The organism is Sphingomonas sp. NPDC019816, assembly GCF_050274375.1.
GTDB lineage: Bacteria > Pseudomonadota > Alphaproteobacteria > Sphingomonadales > Sphingomonadaceae > Sphingomonas.
Window position 1 is genome coordinate 26337 of sequence record NZ_JBNNOB010000014.1, and the last position, 16725, is coordinate 43061.

A 16725-nucleotide genomic window follows, 5' to 3' on the forward strand; every position below is an offset into this window, starting at 1 on the left:
CCCGAGCACACCCACCCCGTAGCTTACTGCCCGAAACCGCCTTCGCCCGCCCGTGCCACCGCGTCGCGCGCCGCCGCCAGCATCGCGCCCGCCTTGGCCTCGCATTCGCGCTGCTCATAGGCAGGGTCGCTGTCGGCGACGATACCGGCGCCCGCCTGGACATGGATGGTGCCGTCCTTGACCACGGCGGTCCTGAGCACGATGCACGAGTCCATCGAGCCGTCGGGCGAGAAATAGCCGACGCCGCCGGCATAGGCGCCGCGCCGCTCCGGTTCCAGCTCGGCGATGATCTGGCACGCGCGCACCTTGGGCGCGCCGCTGACCGTGCCGGCGGGGAAGCCAGCGAACAGCGCGTCGAGCGCGTCCTTGTCGTCCGCCAATCGACCGACGACGTTGGACACGATGTGCATCACATGGCTGTAGAACTCGACCGTGTAGCTGTCGGTGACCCGCACGCTCCCGGCTTGCGCCGCGCGACCGACATCGTTGCGGCCCAAGTCGAGCAGCATCAGATGCTCGGCGCGTTCCTTGGGGTCGGCGAGCAGGCCGTCGCGGTTCGCCATGTCCTCGGCGGCCGTCTTGCCCCGGGGACGGGTGCCGGCGATCGGGCGGATCGTTACCTCGCCATCGCGAACGCGCACCAGAATTTCGGGGCTGGACCCGATCAGTGCGAAGCCCGGCAGGTCGAGATGATAGAGGAAGGGCGACGGGTTGATCCGACGCAGGCTGCGATACAGCTCGAACGGCGGTAGCGCGAAGGGCGCGGAAAAACGCTGCGCCAGCACCACCTGAAAAATATCGCCCGCGACGATATAGTCCTTCGCGCGCGCCACCATCTCGCCATAGCGGCCGGCGGGCAGGGCGGGGGTATAAGCGGGCTCGTCCAGCTCGGCGCGAACCGGCGCGGGCAGAGGCGTCGAGGCCAGTCGTGCGGCGGTGGCGTCCAGCCGGTCCTGCGCCTCGGCAACCGCCCTCGCGGGATCGACGTCCGCACCCGGCCAGACGGGGGCGACCAGGTACAGCGCATCGGCCAGCCGGTCGAACACCAGGATCACCGTCGGGCGCACGAAGATCATGTCGGGCAGGCCGAGCGGATCGCTCGCCGGCTGGGGCAGCGTCTCGACCAGGCCGACCGTCTCATATCCGAAATAGCCGACCAGGCAGGCGAGCGCGGCGGGCAGTCCCTCGGGCACATCGGCGCGACATTCGGCCACCAGCTGGCGCAGCGCCTCCAGCGTCGGCGCGGCGCTGGGCTCGAACGCCTCGCGATCGGTCGCCCAGCGACGGTTGATCGCCGCCGCATGCCCATGCGCGCGGAACACCAGATCGGGGGCAAGGCCGATCAGGCTGTAGCGCCCGCGCGTCGCACCGCCCTCGACCGATTCGAGCAGGAAGTCGCCGCGCCCCGGCTCGATCAGCTTCAGCGCGGCGGCGACCGGCGTTTCGGTGTCGGCGATCTGCCGACGCCAGATCAGCGCCGGCCGACCCGCCTCAAGCTGGGCGATCGCGGCGTCGTCGGTGCGGGGCTTAGTTGCTCCCATTGTTCAGCAGCTCCGAGCGCACCTTGGCCACCGCTTTGGGATCGGTCTTCACGCCGACCGTGTCGCGCACGGCGCGCGCGAACTGCGCGACATATTCGCGGCCGATCAGGCGGCCGATGTCCTGGCGCGCAGCTTGGATCGCGGCGGTGTTGCCGGTGGCATTGCCCGCATCGATCTTCGTCGCGCGGATGATGTACCAGCCCTCATTGGCCGGGGCTTCCAGCGTCTTGGCCTTGCCCTGCGGCATCGAGAACAGCAGCGCGAGCGGCGCGGCGGCAGGCGTGTTCTGCGCGGCGGCGAGGTCGCGGCGCGACGCGGCGATCGGGCGGACCGGCGGCACCGCCAGCCCGGTTTCCTTCAGCGCCTGCGCCATCGGCATGCCCTTGTTCACCTTGGCAAGGACGGCATTGGCGAGCTTGCGCGCGGCGGCGCGGGCACGGTCGGCGGTCAGGTCGGCGATAACCTGTTGGCGGACCTGCGCCAGCGGACGCGGGGCGGCGCGCTGGATCTGTCCGACGCCGACCACCGCGAAGCCGCCATCCTCGCCGACCGGTACGATCTGCGGCGCGTCGCCTTCCTCGGCGGTGAAGGCGGCGGTGATCATCGCGCGCTGTTCGGGCGTCGGCTGGAAGGCGGGGGCCTCGGGCGCGGCGCCCTGCGCGGTGACCGCCGGGGTGGTCTGCGCCTGCAATTTGCGGTCGGCGACGACCTCGTCGAAGGTCGCGTTACCGGACAGCGAGTCCTCGATCGCGTTGCGGGTCTCACCCAATGCGGCGGCCTGCTTCTGCTTGGTCAGCTCGGTCACGATCTCGGGCCGCGCCTGGGCCAGCGTCTTGCCCGGAACCTGGGTTACCGCGTCGACGCGTGCCACCACGAAGCCGAGCGGCCCCCGCACCGGGCCGATAACCGCTCCCTGCGCCGCGCCGAACACCGCATCGGCGACGGCGGGCGAGGATTGGGTGGCATAGGTCGCCTTGTCGACGCCCTTCTGGACAGAGGCTTCCAGCCCGGCGGCGCGCGCCGCATCGGCCAGGCTGGTGCCACCCTTGGCACGCGCCGCCAGCGCATTGGCACCCGCCTGATCGGCGACGATCACCTGGGTGATGTCGCGCTTCTGGGTCGCGGCATAGCGCGCGGCATTGGTCTGGTAATAGCGGGCGATCTCCGCATCGGTCGGGGCGGACTGGGCCGCGACCGACGCCGGGGTCACCAGCGCATAACGCACCACGCGACGCTCCGGCAGGGTGTAGCGCTGGACGTTGCGCGTATAGAAGGTCTGGATGTCGGCATCGCTCGGCGCGGCACCGGCACCGACCAGACGGGTCGGGATATAGCCGACCTCGCCCTGCCGCTTTTCGAGGAGCAGCGAGGCATAGGGCAACGCCATCTGCGTCGCCATCTGGGTCGCACCGATCGTCGGCACGGTCAGCTGCTGCGCGAACAGCGTGCGCTGCAGGTCGGTGCGGACCTGCGCGTCGGTCATCTTCCGCTGCGCCAGAAGCTGTTGATACAGCGCCGGATCGAACTGGCCATTGGGGCCGCGAAAGGCGGGGATCGAGGCGATCTGTCCGTCGATCAGCCGGCGCGAGACGACCATGCCCTGGTCCTTGCCGAACTGTTCAAGCGAAAGGCCGGTGACCTCCCGCTGCAACACGCCCTCGAACCCGCCGGCGGCGATAAACTGCGCCATGTCGAGCGTCGGCTGTTCCTGACGATAGGCGGCGACCTCGTTCTGCGCGGCGGTGCGCAGGTCGTCGACGGTAACCTTGGCGTCGCCGACCTTGGCGACGGTCGAGCCGGTCAGCCCGCCGGCCATACCCGCGACGTTGGACACGTCACCAGCGGCAAAGGCGATCGCGATGACGCCGAGCACGATGAAGGTCACGATGACGCCGGCCTTGGAATTGATGATCCGGCGGAAGAAGCTGAGCATGGACGACCGATCGGCAAGGGATAAAAACGGATGTGCTTTAGGGGGACGGCGCGCCCGCATCAAGCTTGTGCCGCGCGCGCGATCCGCTATCGGTGTTGAACACGTATAACAGTCGACTCATGGGAGCCTTTGAAATGGCACGGCGCAAACTGGTGGCGGGCAATTGGAAGATGAACGGCTCGCGCGCGGCCCTGGCCGAGCTGGACGCCATCGCGGCGGCGGCGAAGGCGGCTCCGCAGGTCGATGTAGCGATGGCGGTGCCCTTCACGCTGATCACTGCGGCGGCCGAGCGCGTGCCGGACCTGTCGATCGGCGCGGAGGACGTGCATGAGCGCGATTCGGGTGCGCATACCGGCTGCGTCTCGGCGGGCATGGTGAAGGAGGCGGGCGCGCGCTTCACCATCGTCGGCCATTCCGAACGCCGCGCGGACCAGGGCGAGACCAGCCAGGATGCCTGGGCCAAGGCGGCGGCGGCGCATCGCAACGGTCTGCACGTCATCCTGTGCTGCGGCGAGACCGAGGCTGAGCGCAATGCCGGCCGCGCCGAACGGGTGGTGCAGGCGCAGATCGAGAAGTCGGTGCCCGACAATGCGGAGGGCAGCTGGTTCACGCTCGCCTATGAACCGCGCTGGGCGATCGGCACGGGGCGGACGCCGACCGTGGAGGAGATCGCCAGCATCCACGCCATCGCGCGCGCCAAGCTGCGCATGCTGATCGGCGATGCAGCGGACGGGGTGCGGATTTTGTATGGCGGCTCGGTGACGGGCGACAATGCCACGACGCTGCTGGCGGTCGAGAATGTCGACGGCGCGCTGGTCGGCGGTGCCAGCCTGACGGCGGCGAAGTTCGTACCGATCATCGAGGCGGCGGCGGGGTTGTGAGCCCGGGGTGAGGGCGGGGCGTGCGCTTCGACTTCGCTCAGCGGGAACGGCTGTTTGGTCCCACCCCCAATCTCCGTTCCGCCTGAGCGTAGTCGTAGGCTACGCCCCGGCGTTCACTCCAAACGCCGGACGGGGTTGTGCAGTTAGGGTGAGGGCTGGGCGTGCGCTTCGACTTCGCTCAGCGTGAACGGCTGTTTGGCCTCACCCCCCAACCTCCGTTCAGCCTGAGCGTAGTCGAAGGCCACGCCTCAAATCCCCGAATACCGCCCCTTCAACATCCGGTATGCCGCACGTAACGCATAGGCGTCACCGCCCTTGGGCCGCCCCGGCTTACCCGAAGGCCGCCACGCGAACACGTCAAGATGCGCCCAGGCCGTGTCCCTGGGCACGAAGCGGCGCAGAAACAGCGCAGCGGTGATCGCGCCGGCAAAGCCGCCATCGGGGGCGTTGACCATGTCGGCGATGTCCGACTTCAGCATCTCGTCATAGCCGTCCCAGAGCGGCAGGCGCCACACGGGGTCTCGCTCGCTGGCCGCCGCCGCGAGCAGATCGGCCGCTAGCCTCTCGTCATCGGTGAACAGCGGCGGCAGGTCAGGACCCAATGCCACGCGCGCCGCGCCAGTCAGGGTCGCGAAATCGAGGATCAGCTCGGGGTTGTCCTCGCCCGCGCGGGTCAGCGCGTCGCCCAGGATCAGGCGCCCCTCGGCATCGGTATTGGTGTTCTCGACCGTCAGGCCCTTGCGAGTCCGCAGCACGTCGCCAGGGCGGAAGGACGCCCCCGACACCGCATTCTCGACCGCCGGGATCAGCAGGTGCAGCCGCACCGGAAGCCCGGCCGCCATGACCAGTCCGGCCAGCGATAGCGCATGCGCCGCGCCGCCCATGTCCTTCTTCATCAGGCGCATGCCGGCAGACGGCTTGATGTCGAGGCCGCCGGTGTCGAAGCACACCCCCTTGCCGACGATGGCGATGCGCGGATGGGCGGGATCGCCCCAATGCAGCTCGATCAGCCGGGGCGCGCGCTCGCGGATCGCAGCCTGGCCGACCGCGTGGATCATCGGATAGTCGCGGGCGAGCGCCTCGCCGGCCGTCACCGTCACACTGGCGCCATGACGCTGCGCGAGATCGCGGGCCTCCGTTTCCAGCTCCGCCGGGCCGAGATCGCCCGCACCGGTATTGACCAGGTCACGCACCTGTGCGGTCGCATAAGCGATGCGCACGATCTCGTCGCGATGCGCGACGTCGCCGGTCAGCAGCACGCGGTCGCCAATCGTCTCGCCCTTGCGATAGCGGGTGAAGCGATATTGGCCGAGCAGCCAGCCCAGCGCATTGGCGCCGACCGCTGCCCCGTCGAGGCGATAGGTGCCCGCCGGCAGACTCTCGGCGAGCTTGGCGAGCGCCCAGGGCGAGGCGGGATCGGCGACACCCGCGATGACCGCGATGCCGTCACCATGCGGCACGAGCAGATGTGTGTCGGGCTTGGCCGCAAAACGCTGCGCCGTCGCCAGCGCGCGGGTGGCGGCGGACTGGCGGGTCAGCCACGCGGGAAAGCCATCGGCGGTCAGGACGGTGACGGACTGCGCGGGCTGGCCACGATCGGGTTGAAGCAGAGCGGAGAAATCGTTCATTCGACGGGGCTTACCAGAAATTGTTCGATGCGGCCCTGAACACCCGGCTCGGCATAGGTGCTGATCCGCAGGGTCCGGGTCGGATAGCTGACGCGGTACGAGCGATTGACGAAACCGCCGCGCAGCCGTGTCTGGCCGACCTGCTCGATCTTGCTCGGCGCGCCCAGCGGTGACAGGCTGGTCCGGTAATCGGTGATGGTCGCCGGGGTGAAATAATAGGCCGCATCCTCGGTCAGCAGCGCGCGGTCCAGCCGCCCGGCCTGCAACTGGGCATAGACCTGCTTCGTCCGGTCGAGCGCGGCGGCGTCGGGATTGCTCGCCTGGGGCTGGGGCAGGATGACGTCGGCGATCCCCTTGGCGATGCGGCCCTGCGCATCGGCGAACCAGGCGTTGACCGCGACGACGATCGCCGCCTTGTCCTCGGGATAGACGATATTCTCGGTCAGGAAGCCGACCGCCTCGCCACTATGCTCGACGATGCGACGACCATCCTTCGTGCCGATCCCGACGCCCAGGCCATAGCCGGTGCTGGTGCCGTTGGTCAGATTGATCGGCGTCTCCTGCTCGGCCCAGAGCTTGGCCGGCAGCAGGGTGCGGTTCATCCGGGCGATGTCCCATTTGGCCAGATCCTGCGGCGACATGGCGAGTTCGCCCGCCGCATAGAGCCAGCCGGGCGCGGCCGGCGTCTCGACCCGGACGGGACCCAGCGCATGGCGCAGATAGCCCTGCGGGAAGCCCGGCCCGATCGCCTTGTCCTGATCCAGCGCGCGGATGCCGAGCGGGCGGAATACGCGCGCCTGGAGGAACTCGAGCAGCGGCTGGCCGGAGACCTTCTCCACGATCATGCCGGCGACGACATAGCCGGTATTGGAATATTGCCACTGGGTGCCCGGCGCGAAGTCGAGCGGCGCCTTGGCCCAGCGGTCGACGATGCCCTGCGGCGTGGTCGGGGTCGCCATCGCCTTGAAACTGTAATCCTGCGGCCAGTAATCGCGCAGGCCCGAGGTGTGGCTGAGCAGTTGGCGGATGGTGATCGTGTCGCCACCGGTGATGCCGGGAATGTATTTGCCGACCGTGTCATCGAGCGACAGCTTGCCCTCGTCCGCCAGCAACTGGACGGCGGCGGCCGTGAACTGCTTGGACACAGAGGCGATCTGATAGGGCAGGGTCGGATCGGCCGGCCCCTTCTGCCCCTCGAACTGCTTGCCATACGCCTTGGCGAGCACGGTCTTGCCGCCACGCACCACCGCGATCGAGGCGGAGGGAACGCCGGTATCGGCCAGCGTCTTCGTCACCAGCGCATCGATCGTCCGGGTCTCGGCGGGGGTCAGCGCCTGGGCAAGCAACGGGGCGGGGGCGATGAACGCGATCGCCGCCAGCAAATGGGGGTATCTCATGGCGCTCAAGGAAGCAGGTTTGGCGGGGCGGTGCAACGGGGTGCGGGGTGTTGGGGGTGTGAGCTTCCACTACGCTCCGCCTGAACGGCTTTTGCGAAATCATCCCACCCTCCGTTCAGCCTGAGCGAAGTCGAAGGCCACGCCGGCACGTCCGCCACATTGGATTAGTGGTTGGCGTGGAGAGGGTTTCCCTTGGCCTTCGACTACGCTCAGGCTGAACGGGGGTTGGGGAGTGAATTTCTTTGCCACCCCGGCGGAGTCCGGGGTCCAGTCGCGATGCTTTGCGTTGGAACCGCTATGGCATGGGACTCCCGGCCTGCGCCGGGGTGGAGTGAAGGGTAAGGGCAAATGACGACCGAACTGACGATCCTCGGCTGGTCGATCATTCTGCTGTTCGTCCATATCGCCCTGCAATCGCAGCTGGCGACGCTCGACCGGGGGATCGGCTGGAACGCCGGGCCGCGGGATGGAACGCCGGCACCGCTTGGCCCCTATGCCGGGCGGGCCGAGCGTGCCTCGGCCAATTTTCGCGAGACCTGGCCCGTCTTCATCGCGCTGGCGCTGGGGCTGGCGGTGACGGGCCAGAGCGGCGGATTGGCGGCGACCGGCGCGTGGGTGTGGTTCCTCGCGCGGGTCGCCTATGTCCCGCTGTACATCTTCGGCGTCCGCTATGTACGGTCGCTTGCCTATCTGGTTTCGATGGCCGGACTGGTGATGATGCTTATCCGTTTCCTGTAACGGGGACGCCGTACAGGTCGTGCTCGTCGGCGTCCTCGATTGCGACCTTCACGATGTCGCCGACGCTTAGATGGCCGGCATCGCGCAGGAAGACCTCGCCGTCGATCTCGGGCGCGTCGGCCTGGCTACGGCCGGTAGCACCACCGTCCTCGTCGACCGCGTCGATGATGACGGGCAGGGTGCGGCCGACCTTGGCGGCCAGCTTGGCGGCGGAGATGGCGGCGGTCTTCGCCATAATCCGCGCGTAACGCTCCTCCTTCACCTCCTCCGGGACGTGATCGGGCAGCGCGTTGGCGGCGGCACCCTCGACGGGTTCGAAGCGGAAGGCGCCGACCCGGTCGAGCTGGGCTTCGTCCAGCCAGTCGAGGAGGTATTCGAAGTCCTCCTCGGTTTCCCCCGGGAAACCCACGACGAAGGTCGAGCGGATCGCAATGTCGGGGCAGATGTCGCGCCACTGGTGGATGCGTTGCAACACCTTGGCGTCGTTGCCGGGACGCTTCATACGGCGCAGGACCGACGGCGCGGCATGCTGGAACGGAATGTCCAGATAGGGCAGTACCAGTCCTTCCGCCATCAGCGGGATCACCTGATCCACATGCGGATAGGGATAGACATAATGGAGGCGTACCCACGGCGCTATCTTGCCCAGTTCGCGGACGAGGTCGGTCATGTGCGGCACGACCTCCTGCCCCTTCCACATCCGCGGCTCCTTGCGGATGTCGATGCCGTAGGCCGAGGTGTCCTGGCTGATGACCAGCAGTTCGCGCGTGCCCGCGGCGACCAGCTTCTCCGCCTCGCGCAGGATCGCGTCGGGGCGGCGGCTGACCAGATCGCCGCGCAGGCTGGGGATGATGCAGAAGCTGCACCGGTGGTTGCAGCCCTCCGAAATCTTCAGATAGCTGTAATGACGCGGCGTCAGCTTCAGGCCGGCGTCGGGAATCAGGTCGATATAGGGCGACAAATTGGCGGGCGCGGCGGCGTGGACCGCCTCCACCACCTGCTCATATTCATGCGCGCCGGTGATCGCCAGCACGTCCGGGAAGCGGGTGCGGATCGCCTCGGCTTCCTTGCCCATGCACCCCGTTACGATGACGCGACCGTTCTCCTTGATCGCCTCGCCAATCGCCTCCAGGCTTTCCTCCTTGGCGGAGTCGAGAAAGCCGCAGGTGTTGACGAGTACGACGTCCGCGCCGGCATAGTCGGGCGACATCTGATAGCCATCGGCGCGAAGCTGGGTCAGGATGCGTTCGCTGTCGACCAGATTCTTGGGACAGCCGAGCGAGACCATGCCGACGCGCGGCGGAGTGGGGAGTTTGGTTGCCATGGGATGCGCGCGCACATAGTGCAAAACGCACCGCTTTTCCAGATGCGCTTGCGCCATGTGGTCGACAGGCCGCCGCGATCCCGGCATGAGAGGCGTAAATTCACAAGGGTTGGGCGTGATGCTGGCGATCGGATTGATGTCGGGGACCTCGCTCGACGGGGTGGATGCCGCACTGATCGAAACCGATGGCGAGGGCCAGGTACGTCCCGTCGCCTTTCGCACCGAAGCCTATTCGGATGCCGCCCGCGCCGAACTGGCCGAGGCGACCGCGCTGGCGCTGACCTTCGAGCGGCCGCGCGCCAGCCCGCCGATCGTGGCCGCCAGCGACCTGATCGTGCGCACTCATGCGATGGTCGTGCAGAAGCTGCTGCGCGATGCCGGGCTGGCTGCGGAGGCGGTGGACGTCATCGGCTTTCACGGCCAGACGGTGGCGCACCGCCCCGATCGCGGCTGGACCTGGCAGATCGGCGATGGACAGGCGCTGGCGGAGGCGACCGGGATCACCGTGGTCGGCGATTTCCGGTCCGCCGATGTCGCCGCGGGCGGGCAGGGGGCGCCGCTGATCCCGATCTATCACGCCGCGCTCGCCGCCGGACTGGCGCGGCCGGTCGCGCTGCTCAATCTGGGCGGGGTGGCCAATATCACCTGGATCGGGCGCGACGGCGCGCTGGTCGCCTTCGACACGGGGCCGGCCAACGGGCTGATCGATCACTGGATGGAGGCCGAGGCGGGGCAGCGTTTCGATGCCGGCGGCGCGCTGGCGGGGGCGGGGCGGGTCGAGCCGACCGTGCTCGACACGATGATGGACAATGACTGGTTCGACCTCGCGCCGCCCAAGTCGCTCGACCGCAACGACTTCACCATCCAGCCGGCGCGGGGGCTGTCGGCGGCGGACGGTGCCGCCACTCTGACCGCCTTTACCGCACGGACGGTGGCGCGCGCGCTCGACCATCTGCCGGAGCGGCCGGAGCGACTGCTGGTCGCCGGCGGCGGCCGGCACAATGCGACGATGCTGGCGATGATCGCCGCCGAAACGGGCCTGACGCCCGAGCCGACCGATACGCTCGGTTGGAACGGCGACGCGCTGGAGGCGGAGGGTTTCGCCTATATGGCGGTGCGCCGCCTGTGCGACCTGCCGATCAGCTTTCCGGGGACGACCGGCGTACCCAAGCCGATGACCGGCGGCGTCATTCACCGCCCCGCCGTCGCATGAGGATCAGCGGCGCGGGGTGACCTCGGCGCGGACCTTGACGGGCACGGGGCAGCCATCGACGCTGCGCAGCACCGCCAGATGCGGCTCGACGGCGGGCATTTCGTTGAGCTTGCGAAGGCCGCCCTTCGTCGGGGCGGGGCTGGCCACCTGGTCAGCATGCGGCGTGCAACGGGCCAGGGGCTTACCATGCGTCGGCATGGTGTTCAGCACATCCTCACCGATGGTCGACAGGGTCAGCCACGCCACCAGCATCATCATCGCCATTCTCCTCCCAGGCAACGGCCGTCAGACCATGCCTTATCGAGGTTTCCAGCAATCAGCGCGCGACATAGGCGTCGATCAGCGCGCCGACATAATCGGGCTTTTCGCTGGTCAGCTCGGGCGCGGTGCGGCCCTTGCCGTAGATGAAGCCGTAAAGCGGGTAGGTCGAGCTGCCCAGGCCATCCGAGTCGCGGAACCAGACGCGGACATTGCTCCAGTCATTGTTGGGAGAGACGTCGAACAAGGTCACGTCCTGTTCGGCGTGGCCGCGCTCGCCATTCTGGATCGACCAATTGGCGTGGGTCAGCATCAGCACTCGGTCCTCGACCACCCGGCTGACCACCGCGACATGGCCCAGCGGCAGGCGGCTGGTCTTGGCGAAGACGACCACGGCGCCGACCTGCGGCGTATGGCCGCGCGGATATTTCCCCTCCGCCTGTCCCCACCAGGTCCAGGCGTCGCCATAGATCGCGATACCCGACGCCTGCCGGGCGAAGGGTACGCATTGCCCGACATAATCGAGCAGCGAGCGCGCGGGGGCGGGCGAGGCGATCGCCACGGCGCAGAGTGACAAAGTTACGGGGGGAACGATGCCTTTCATGCCCACCATAGTGATTTTCGGGGATTAACTCGGGCCTGCTCGATATGGTTAACGGCCAGGCAAGCCGGCGAACGGTGCCTCGCGTACGCCCGGTCGAGGGTACGCCGCGTCATGCCCTATCCCCGACGCGCGCTGGCGCGGGCTTCGAGCAATTCCCACATGCCGCGATGCTGGTTGAGCAATTGCGTCGCGCCGAACCCGCGCGCACGGGCGATGCCCAGCGCGGGATCGTCGCCATCGGTTTCGCGCCGGATCGGATCGGGCAGCATTTCGGGCGGCGCCTCGATCCCGAAGCGGTTCGCGGCATGGTCCAGCAATTGCCGGATCGCCTGCCAGTCGAGGATGAGGGCGGAGACGGCACCCGTCGCGCAGCCGCGCCGGTCGGAATTGGCAAGCATCTCCAGCGTGTGGCGCAGCTGGGTCAGCGCGGCATCAGCCTGCGCCTGTCCGGGGGTGGAGGGAAGCGGGCCGGCGGCTGAGGTCAGGTTGGCGAGAAAGGCGCGTTCATGCGCAAAGGCGTTGGACGAACGGATCAGCCAGGGCAGCGTTTCGATCTGGATACCGCGCGCCATCGCATAGTCGATCATGCTGGGATGATTGCCATGCACCGCGCACAACGCATGCACCGCGTCGGTCAGGTCGTGCAGCAGCGCCTGCGGCATCAGCAGCGCCTGGACATGCGGATGCCCCGCGCTGCCCAGCCGCGCCAGGATCGCGTCGATATCCCCGCGCCGGTCATGCTGGATGTCGAATGCTGCCGTGATCGTCATGTCCGTTCCGATAAGCCTCCCGACCGCGAGGGGAGGTGCGCCGCCCTTATGCTCCCGATCGTCGGTCCTATCGGCTTTTCGTTAATGCCGGGTTTACGAATATCCGCGCGGCGCGACATTCCTGGCCCAGGATGCCGCTTTACGGATGACGGCACGGCCGCGATAACGCGCGCCATAGGCCGGAATGACCGGCGAACGATGGTTTGGAGTGCTATGGATGCGCAAATGGGTGCTTGGTCTGGCGCTGGCTTCGGTCGGGGCCTCGATCGCGATCGGATCGGGGGTGCCGGCGATGGCCGCTGAGCGGAATGAGAAGGCAGGCGACCTGACGCTGGCGCGGGTGTTCGGCAGCCCGGACCTGTCGGGGTCGCAGCCGCGCGGCCTGCGCCTGTCGCCCGACGGCACGCTGCTCACCTCGCTGCGCCCGCGCGCCGATGAGAAGGAGCGGCTGGACCTCTGGGCGCGCGATACCCGCACCGGCGAGGAGCGGATGCTGGTCGACTCCAAGAAGGTCGGCTCCGGCGCGGAATTGTCCGAGGCCGAGAAGATGCAGCGCGAGCGTGCGCGTATCGGCGGGTCGAAGGGCATCGTCGCCTATGACTGGGCCCCCGATGGCAAGTCGATCCTGGTCCCGCTGGACGGCGACCTGTATCTCGCCGGGCTGGACGGGCAGGTCCGCCGCCTGACCAACACGCCAGGCGGCGAGCTGAACCCGATCGTCAGCCCCAAGGGCGGCTATGTCAGCTTCGTACGCGACCAGAATCTCTGGGCCATGCCCTTGGCCGGCGGCGAGGCGCGCGCGCTGACCAAGGAGGGCGGCGGCACCGTCCATTTCGGCGAGGCGGAGTTCGTCGCGCAGGAGGAAATGCACCGTTTCACCGGCTATTGGTGGAGCCCCGACGAGCGCTACATCGCGGTCGAGCGGTTCGACGAGGCACCGGTCAAGGTCGCGGTGCGCGCCGCGATTGGTGCGGCGGGCACCAAGGTCTATGAACAGCGCTATCCGGCGGCGGGCACGCCCAATGCGCTGGTCGACCTGTACGTCATGAAGGCGGACGGTTCGGGCCGGGTGAAGGTCGATCTCGGCACCAACCCGGACATCTATCTGGCGCGTGTCGACTGGACGCCCGACGGCTCGGCGATGCTGGTCCAGCGGGAAAGCCGCGACCAGAAGACGCTCGACATGCTGCGCGTCGATCCCAAGACGGGCAAGTCGACGGTGCTCTTCACCGAGCGTTCCGGCGATCGCAGCTGGCTGAACCTGTCCGACGCTTATCGCCCGATGAAGGACGGCAGCCTGATCTGGCGGTCGGAGCGCGACGGCTATGGCCATCTCTATCGCTTCGCGAACGGCCAGTGGACGCAGCTGACCAAGGGGCCGTGGGTCGTCACCAATCTCGTCGGCGTCGATGAAGCGAAGGGGCGGCTCTATTTCACCGGGCTGAAGGACGATGTCCTCGAACAGCATCTCTACGCGGTCGACATCGCGCAGCCGAACGTCGTTACCCGCCTGACCGAGCGCGGCTATACCAACAGCGCGTCGATGGACTCTTCCGCCAGCCGCTTCATCGTCTCGCGCTCCAGCCCGACCCAGCCGACACAGATCTATCTCGCCGATACGACGGGCAAGCGGCTGAACTGGATCAACGAGAATGCGATTGTCGCCGGGCACCCCTATGCGCCCTATCTCGCCAGCCACCGCGAAACCAAGTTCGGCACGATCAAGGCCGATGACGGCACGACGCTCTATTGGGAGATGATTACCCCCAAGCTGGAACCGGGCAAGCGCTACCCCGTGTTCTTCCAGCATTATGGCGGCCCCGGCACCGGTCAGCAGGTGACGCGCGGCTGGCAGGGCGCGCTGCCGCAATATCTGGTCGATCAGGGCTGGATCTTCTTCCAGATCGACAATCGCGGATCGTATAATCGCGGCAAGGCGTTCGAGGATCACATCTACCACGCGATGGGCACCGTCGAGGTCGCCGATCAGCTGGCGGGGGCGAATTATCTGAAGACGCTGCCCTTTGTCGATCCCGCGCGCATCGCGACCTATGGCTGGTCGTACGGCGGCTATATGTCGATCAAGATGCTGGAGAAGACGCCGGGCGTCTATGCCGCCGCCGTGTCGGGCGCGCCGGTCACCGACTGGCAGCTATACGACACCCATTATACCGAGCGCTATCTGGGTGACCCACGTACCGACCCGCAAAGCTATGCGACGTCGCAAGCGATCACCGATGCGGCGAAGATCCGCGATCCGCTGATGCTGATCCACGGCATGGCGGACGACAACGTCTTCCTCGACAATGCCACCGCCTTCGCCGCCGAGATGCAGAAGACCGACACGCCGTTCGAGATGATGCTCTATCCGGGGCAGACCCACCGTGTCGGCGGGCCGGGTATTTCACAGCATCTGTGGCACACGATCCTGAACTTCCTCGACCGGACGGTGAAGGACAAGCCGGCGAAGTAATGATCCTCCCCGGTACGGGGAGGGGGACCAGCGGAGCTGGTGGAGGGGGCTTGCCGCGAAGGCTGACCTATGTGGCACGCCCCCTCCGTCAGCGCTGACGCGCTGCCACCTCCCCGTAACGGGGAGGATTTAGGAGCCTGCATATGGCATTCCTGAAGACCTTCCATCTCTGGCCGTTCCTCGACACGCTGGTCAGCTATCTGACCGCCTTCATCCTCGGCACCGTCATCGGCGCGGAGCGGCAGTACCGCCAGCGGACCGCGGGCCTGCGCACCAATGCGCTGGTCGCGATCGGCGCCGCGGCGTTCGTGGATTTGGGCCAGCGGCTGAGCGGCGATGTCGAGTCGATCCGCATCATCGCCTATGTCGTCTCAGGGATAGGATTCCTGGGCGCGGGCGTCATCATGAAGGAGGGGATGAACGTCCGCGGGCTGAACACCGCCGCGACCTTATGGTGCTCGGCGGCGGTCGGCGCGATCGCGGGCAGCGACATGGTGGCCGAAGCGGTGCTGCTGACCGGCGTCGTGCTGCTCGCCAACACCGCGCTGCGCCCGCTGGTCGACGCGATCAACCGCATCCCGGTCGAGGGACGGCATGTCGAGGCGACCTATTCGGTCAGCCTGACCACCAGCGCCGCGCAGGCCGGCCCGGTCGGCGACATGCTGGTCGAACATCTCGAGCGCGCCGGCCTGCCGGTCGGCGAACTGGAGACGGAGGAACTGGGCGAGGATCAGGTGACGGTCGCCGCCACGCTGACCAGCACCATCGTCGAGGCGGGCGAACTCGACCGCATCACCGACCATTTCCAGACCGTCCACGGCATCACCCACGCGACCTGGGCCGCCAGCACGCATGATTGACGGCCCCACCCCATCCCTTCAATCCGTCGCCCCAGCGAAGGCTGGGGCCTTTCTTCGCATGGGCTGAACGATGGCAGGCTGGGTCTACATCATGACCAACAGACCGAACGGTGTGCTTTACATCGGCGTGACCGCCCATCTGGCTGCGCGCGTTCACCAGCACCGCACGGACACCGGCGCTGAGTTCTGCCGACGTTATGGCTTGCACCGGCTGGTCTATGCCGAAGAACATGGCCGCATCGATGATGCGATCGCGCGCGAGAAGGCGATGAAGGCGTGGAAGCGAACGTGGAAAGTTCGGCTGATCGAGAGCATCAATCCGGATTGGGACGATCTTTTCGGCCGATTGGCGTGAGACGGGAGGCCCCAGCCTTCGCTGGGGCGACGGTCCCCCCTAAACCCCCGCTTGGCCTTACCAAACGCGCACTTTTCGCAAAGTTGGTGGACGCGTCCGCGCAATGACGCTACCGGCTCACGCTTCCGAGTGGAGGGTTTAATGGGTTATCGCGTGGTGGTCGCCGGGGCGACGGGCAATGTCGGCCGGGAAATGATCAACATTCTGGCGGAGCGGGAATTTCCGATCGACGAACTGGCGGTCGTCGCCTCGTCGCGCAGCCAGGGCGACCAGATCGAATATGGTGAGACGGGCAAGATGCTCACCATCAAGAATATCGAGCATTTCGATCCCACCGGCTGGGACATGGCGCTGTTCGCGATCGGATCTGACGCGACCAAAATCTATGCCCCCAAATTCGCCGCCGCCGGCTGCGTCGTGATCGACAATTCGTCGCTCTATCGCATGGACCCCGACGTGCCGCTGATCGTGCCGGAGGTGAACCCCGACGCGATCGACGGCTATACGGCCAAGAACATCATCGCCAACCCCAACTGTTCGACCGCGCAGATGGTCGTGGCGCTCAAGCCGCTGCACGACAGGGCGACGATCAAGCGCGTCGTCGTCGCGACCTATCAGTCGGTGTCGGGCGCGGGCAAGGCGGGCATGGATGAGCTGTTCGAGCAGAGCCGCAACATCTTCGTCGGCGACCCCGCCGAGCCGAAGAAGTTCACCAAGCAGATCGCCTTCAACGTGATCCCGCACATCGAC

General features: G+C 67.4%; 15 protein-coding genes. 7 read left to right on the forward strand and 8 right to left on the reverse strand.

Going from position 1 to position 16725, the window contains the following annotated elements; all coding sequences use genetic code 11:
• Window positions 1–23 precede the first annotated feature (23 nt).
• Window positions 24–1541 (reverse strand): anthranilate synthase component I, encoded by a 1518-nt coding sequence (gene trpE / locus ACQKJZ_RS03650; RefSeq protein ID WP_427730006.1) that lies wholly within the window; start codon window positions 1539–1541, stop codon window positions 24–26.
• Entirely contained in the window at window positions 1528–3474 is a 1947-nt protein-coding gene (locus tag ACQKJZ_RS03655) for a SurA N-terminal domain-containing protein (protein ID WP_427730007.1), read from the reverse strand. The genes trpE and ACQKJZ_RS03655 overlap by 14 nt, the downstream gene beginning before the upstream one ends.
• A gap of 134 nt (window positions 3475–3608) precedes the next feature.
• Between ACQKJZ_RS03655 and tpiA the strand changes: the two genes are divergently transcribed.
• Window positions 3609–4355, forward strand: coding sequence for a triose-phosphate isomerase (tpiA, locus tag ACQKJZ_RS03660; RefSeq protein ID WP_427730008.1), 747 nt, complete (start codon window positions 3609–3611; stop codon window positions 4353–4355).
• Between the two features lie 248 nt (window positions 4356–4603).
• Here the strand turns inward: tpiA and ACQKJZ_RS03665 are convergent, their stop codons facing one another.
• Together ACQKJZ_RS03665 and ACQKJZ_RS03670 are read right to left on the reverse strand one after the other, a co-directional pair.
• Window positions 4604–5983 carry a leucyl aminopeptidase family protein gene (locus ACQKJZ_RS03665; RefSeq protein ID WP_427730009.1) on the reverse strand — a complete coding sequence of 460 codons (1380 nt, stop codon included), beginning with the start codon at window positions 5981–5983 and terminating at the stop codon, window positions 4604–4606.
• Window positions 5980–7380 carry a serine hydrolase domain-containing protein gene (locus ACQKJZ_RS03670; RefSeq protein ID WP_427730010.1) on the reverse strand — a complete coding sequence of 467 codons (1401 nt, stop codon included), beginning with the start codon at window positions 7378–7380 and terminating at the stop codon, window positions 5980–5982. The genes ACQKJZ_RS03665 and ACQKJZ_RS03670 overlap by 4 nt, the downstream gene beginning before the upstream one ends.
• A gap of 348 nt (window positions 7381–7728) precedes the next feature.
• Between ACQKJZ_RS03670 and ACQKJZ_RS03675 the strand changes: the two genes are divergently transcribed.
• The gene (locus ACQKJZ_RS03675) at window positions 7729–8118 is read left to right on the forward strand and encodes an MAPEG family protein (protein ID WP_427730011.1); all 390 of its coding nucleotides are present in this window, start codon (window positions 7729–7731) and stop codon (window positions 8116–8118) included.
• On the opposite strand, the gene rimO is transcribed toward ACQKJZ_RS03675, so the two are convergent.
• Window positions 8102–9442, reverse strand: a complete 1341-nt coding sequence (gene rimO / locus ACQKJZ_RS03680; protein WP_427730012.1) for a 30S ribosomal protein S12 methylthiotransferase RimO — start codon at window positions 9440–9442, stop codon at window positions 8102–8104. The two genes, ACQKJZ_RS03675 and rimO, sit on opposite strands and share 17 nt — an antisense overlap.
• A 118-nt stretch (window positions 9443–9560) precedes the next feature.
• Here rimO and ACQKJZ_RS03685 point away from each other — a divergent pair, with 118 nt between their 5' ends.
• Window positions 9561–10655: an anhydro-N-acetylmuramic acid kinase gene (locus tag ACQKJZ_RS03685; protein WP_427730022.1), complete on the forward strand. Its 1095-nt coding sequence runs from the start codon at window positions 9561–9563 to the stop codon at window positions 10653–10655.
• A 3-nt stretch (window positions 10656–10658) separates the two neighbouring features.
• On the opposite strand, the gene ACQKJZ_RS03690 is transcribed toward ACQKJZ_RS03685, so the two are convergent.
• The 3 genes from ACQKJZ_RS03690 to ACQKJZ_RS03700 form a co-directional block, all read right to left on the reverse strand.
• The gene (locus ACQKJZ_RS03690) at window positions 10659–10913 is read right to left on the reverse strand and encodes a hypothetical protein (RefSeq protein ID WP_427730014.1); all 255 of its coding nucleotides are present in this window, start codon (window positions 10911–10913) and stop codon (window positions 10659–10661) included.
• Between the two features lie 58 nt (window positions 10914–10971).
• The gene (locus ACQKJZ_RS03695; protein WP_312489641.1) at window positions 10972–11517 is read right to left on the reverse strand and encodes a CHAP domain-containing protein; all 546 of its coding nucleotides are present in this window, start codon (window positions 11515–11517) and stop codon (window positions 10972–10974) included.
• Window positions 11518–11633: 116 nt separating this feature from the next.
• Window positions 11634–12287, reverse strand: a complete 654-nt coding sequence (locus tag ACQKJZ_RS03700; protein ID WP_427730015.1) for a DUF6975 family protein — start codon at window positions 12285–12287, stop codon at window positions 11634–11636.
• Window positions 12288–12504: 217 nt separating this feature from the next.
• Here ACQKJZ_RS03700 and ACQKJZ_RS03705 point away from each other — a divergent pair, with 217 nt between their 5' ends.
• The 4 genes from ACQKJZ_RS03705 to ACQKJZ_RS03720 all read left to right on the forward strand — a co-directional run.
• Window positions 12505–14760: a DPP IV N-terminal domain-containing protein gene (locus ACQKJZ_RS03705; RefSeq protein ID WP_427730016.1), complete on the forward strand. Its 2256-nt coding sequence runs from the start codon at window positions 12505–12507 to the stop codon at window positions 14758–14760.
• Window positions 14761–14903: 143 nt separating this feature from the next.
• Window positions 14904–15620, forward strand: coding sequence for an MgtC/SapB family protein (locus ACQKJZ_RS03710; RefSeq protein WP_427730017.1), 717 nt, complete (start codon window positions 14904–14906; stop codon window positions 15618–15620).
• Window positions 15621–15690: 70 nt separating this feature from the next.
• The gene (locus ACQKJZ_RS03715) at window positions 15691–15975 is read left to right on the forward strand and encodes a GIY-YIG nuclease family protein (protein ID WP_427730018.1); all 285 of its coding nucleotides are present in this window, start codon (window positions 15691–15693) and stop codon (window positions 15973–15975) included.
• Between the two features lie 141 nt (window positions 15976–16116).
• On the forward strand, window positions 16117–16725 hold a 609-nt coding region (locus ACQKJZ_RS03720; protein ID WP_427730019.1), incomplete at its 3' end, for an aspartate-semialdehyde dehydrogenase.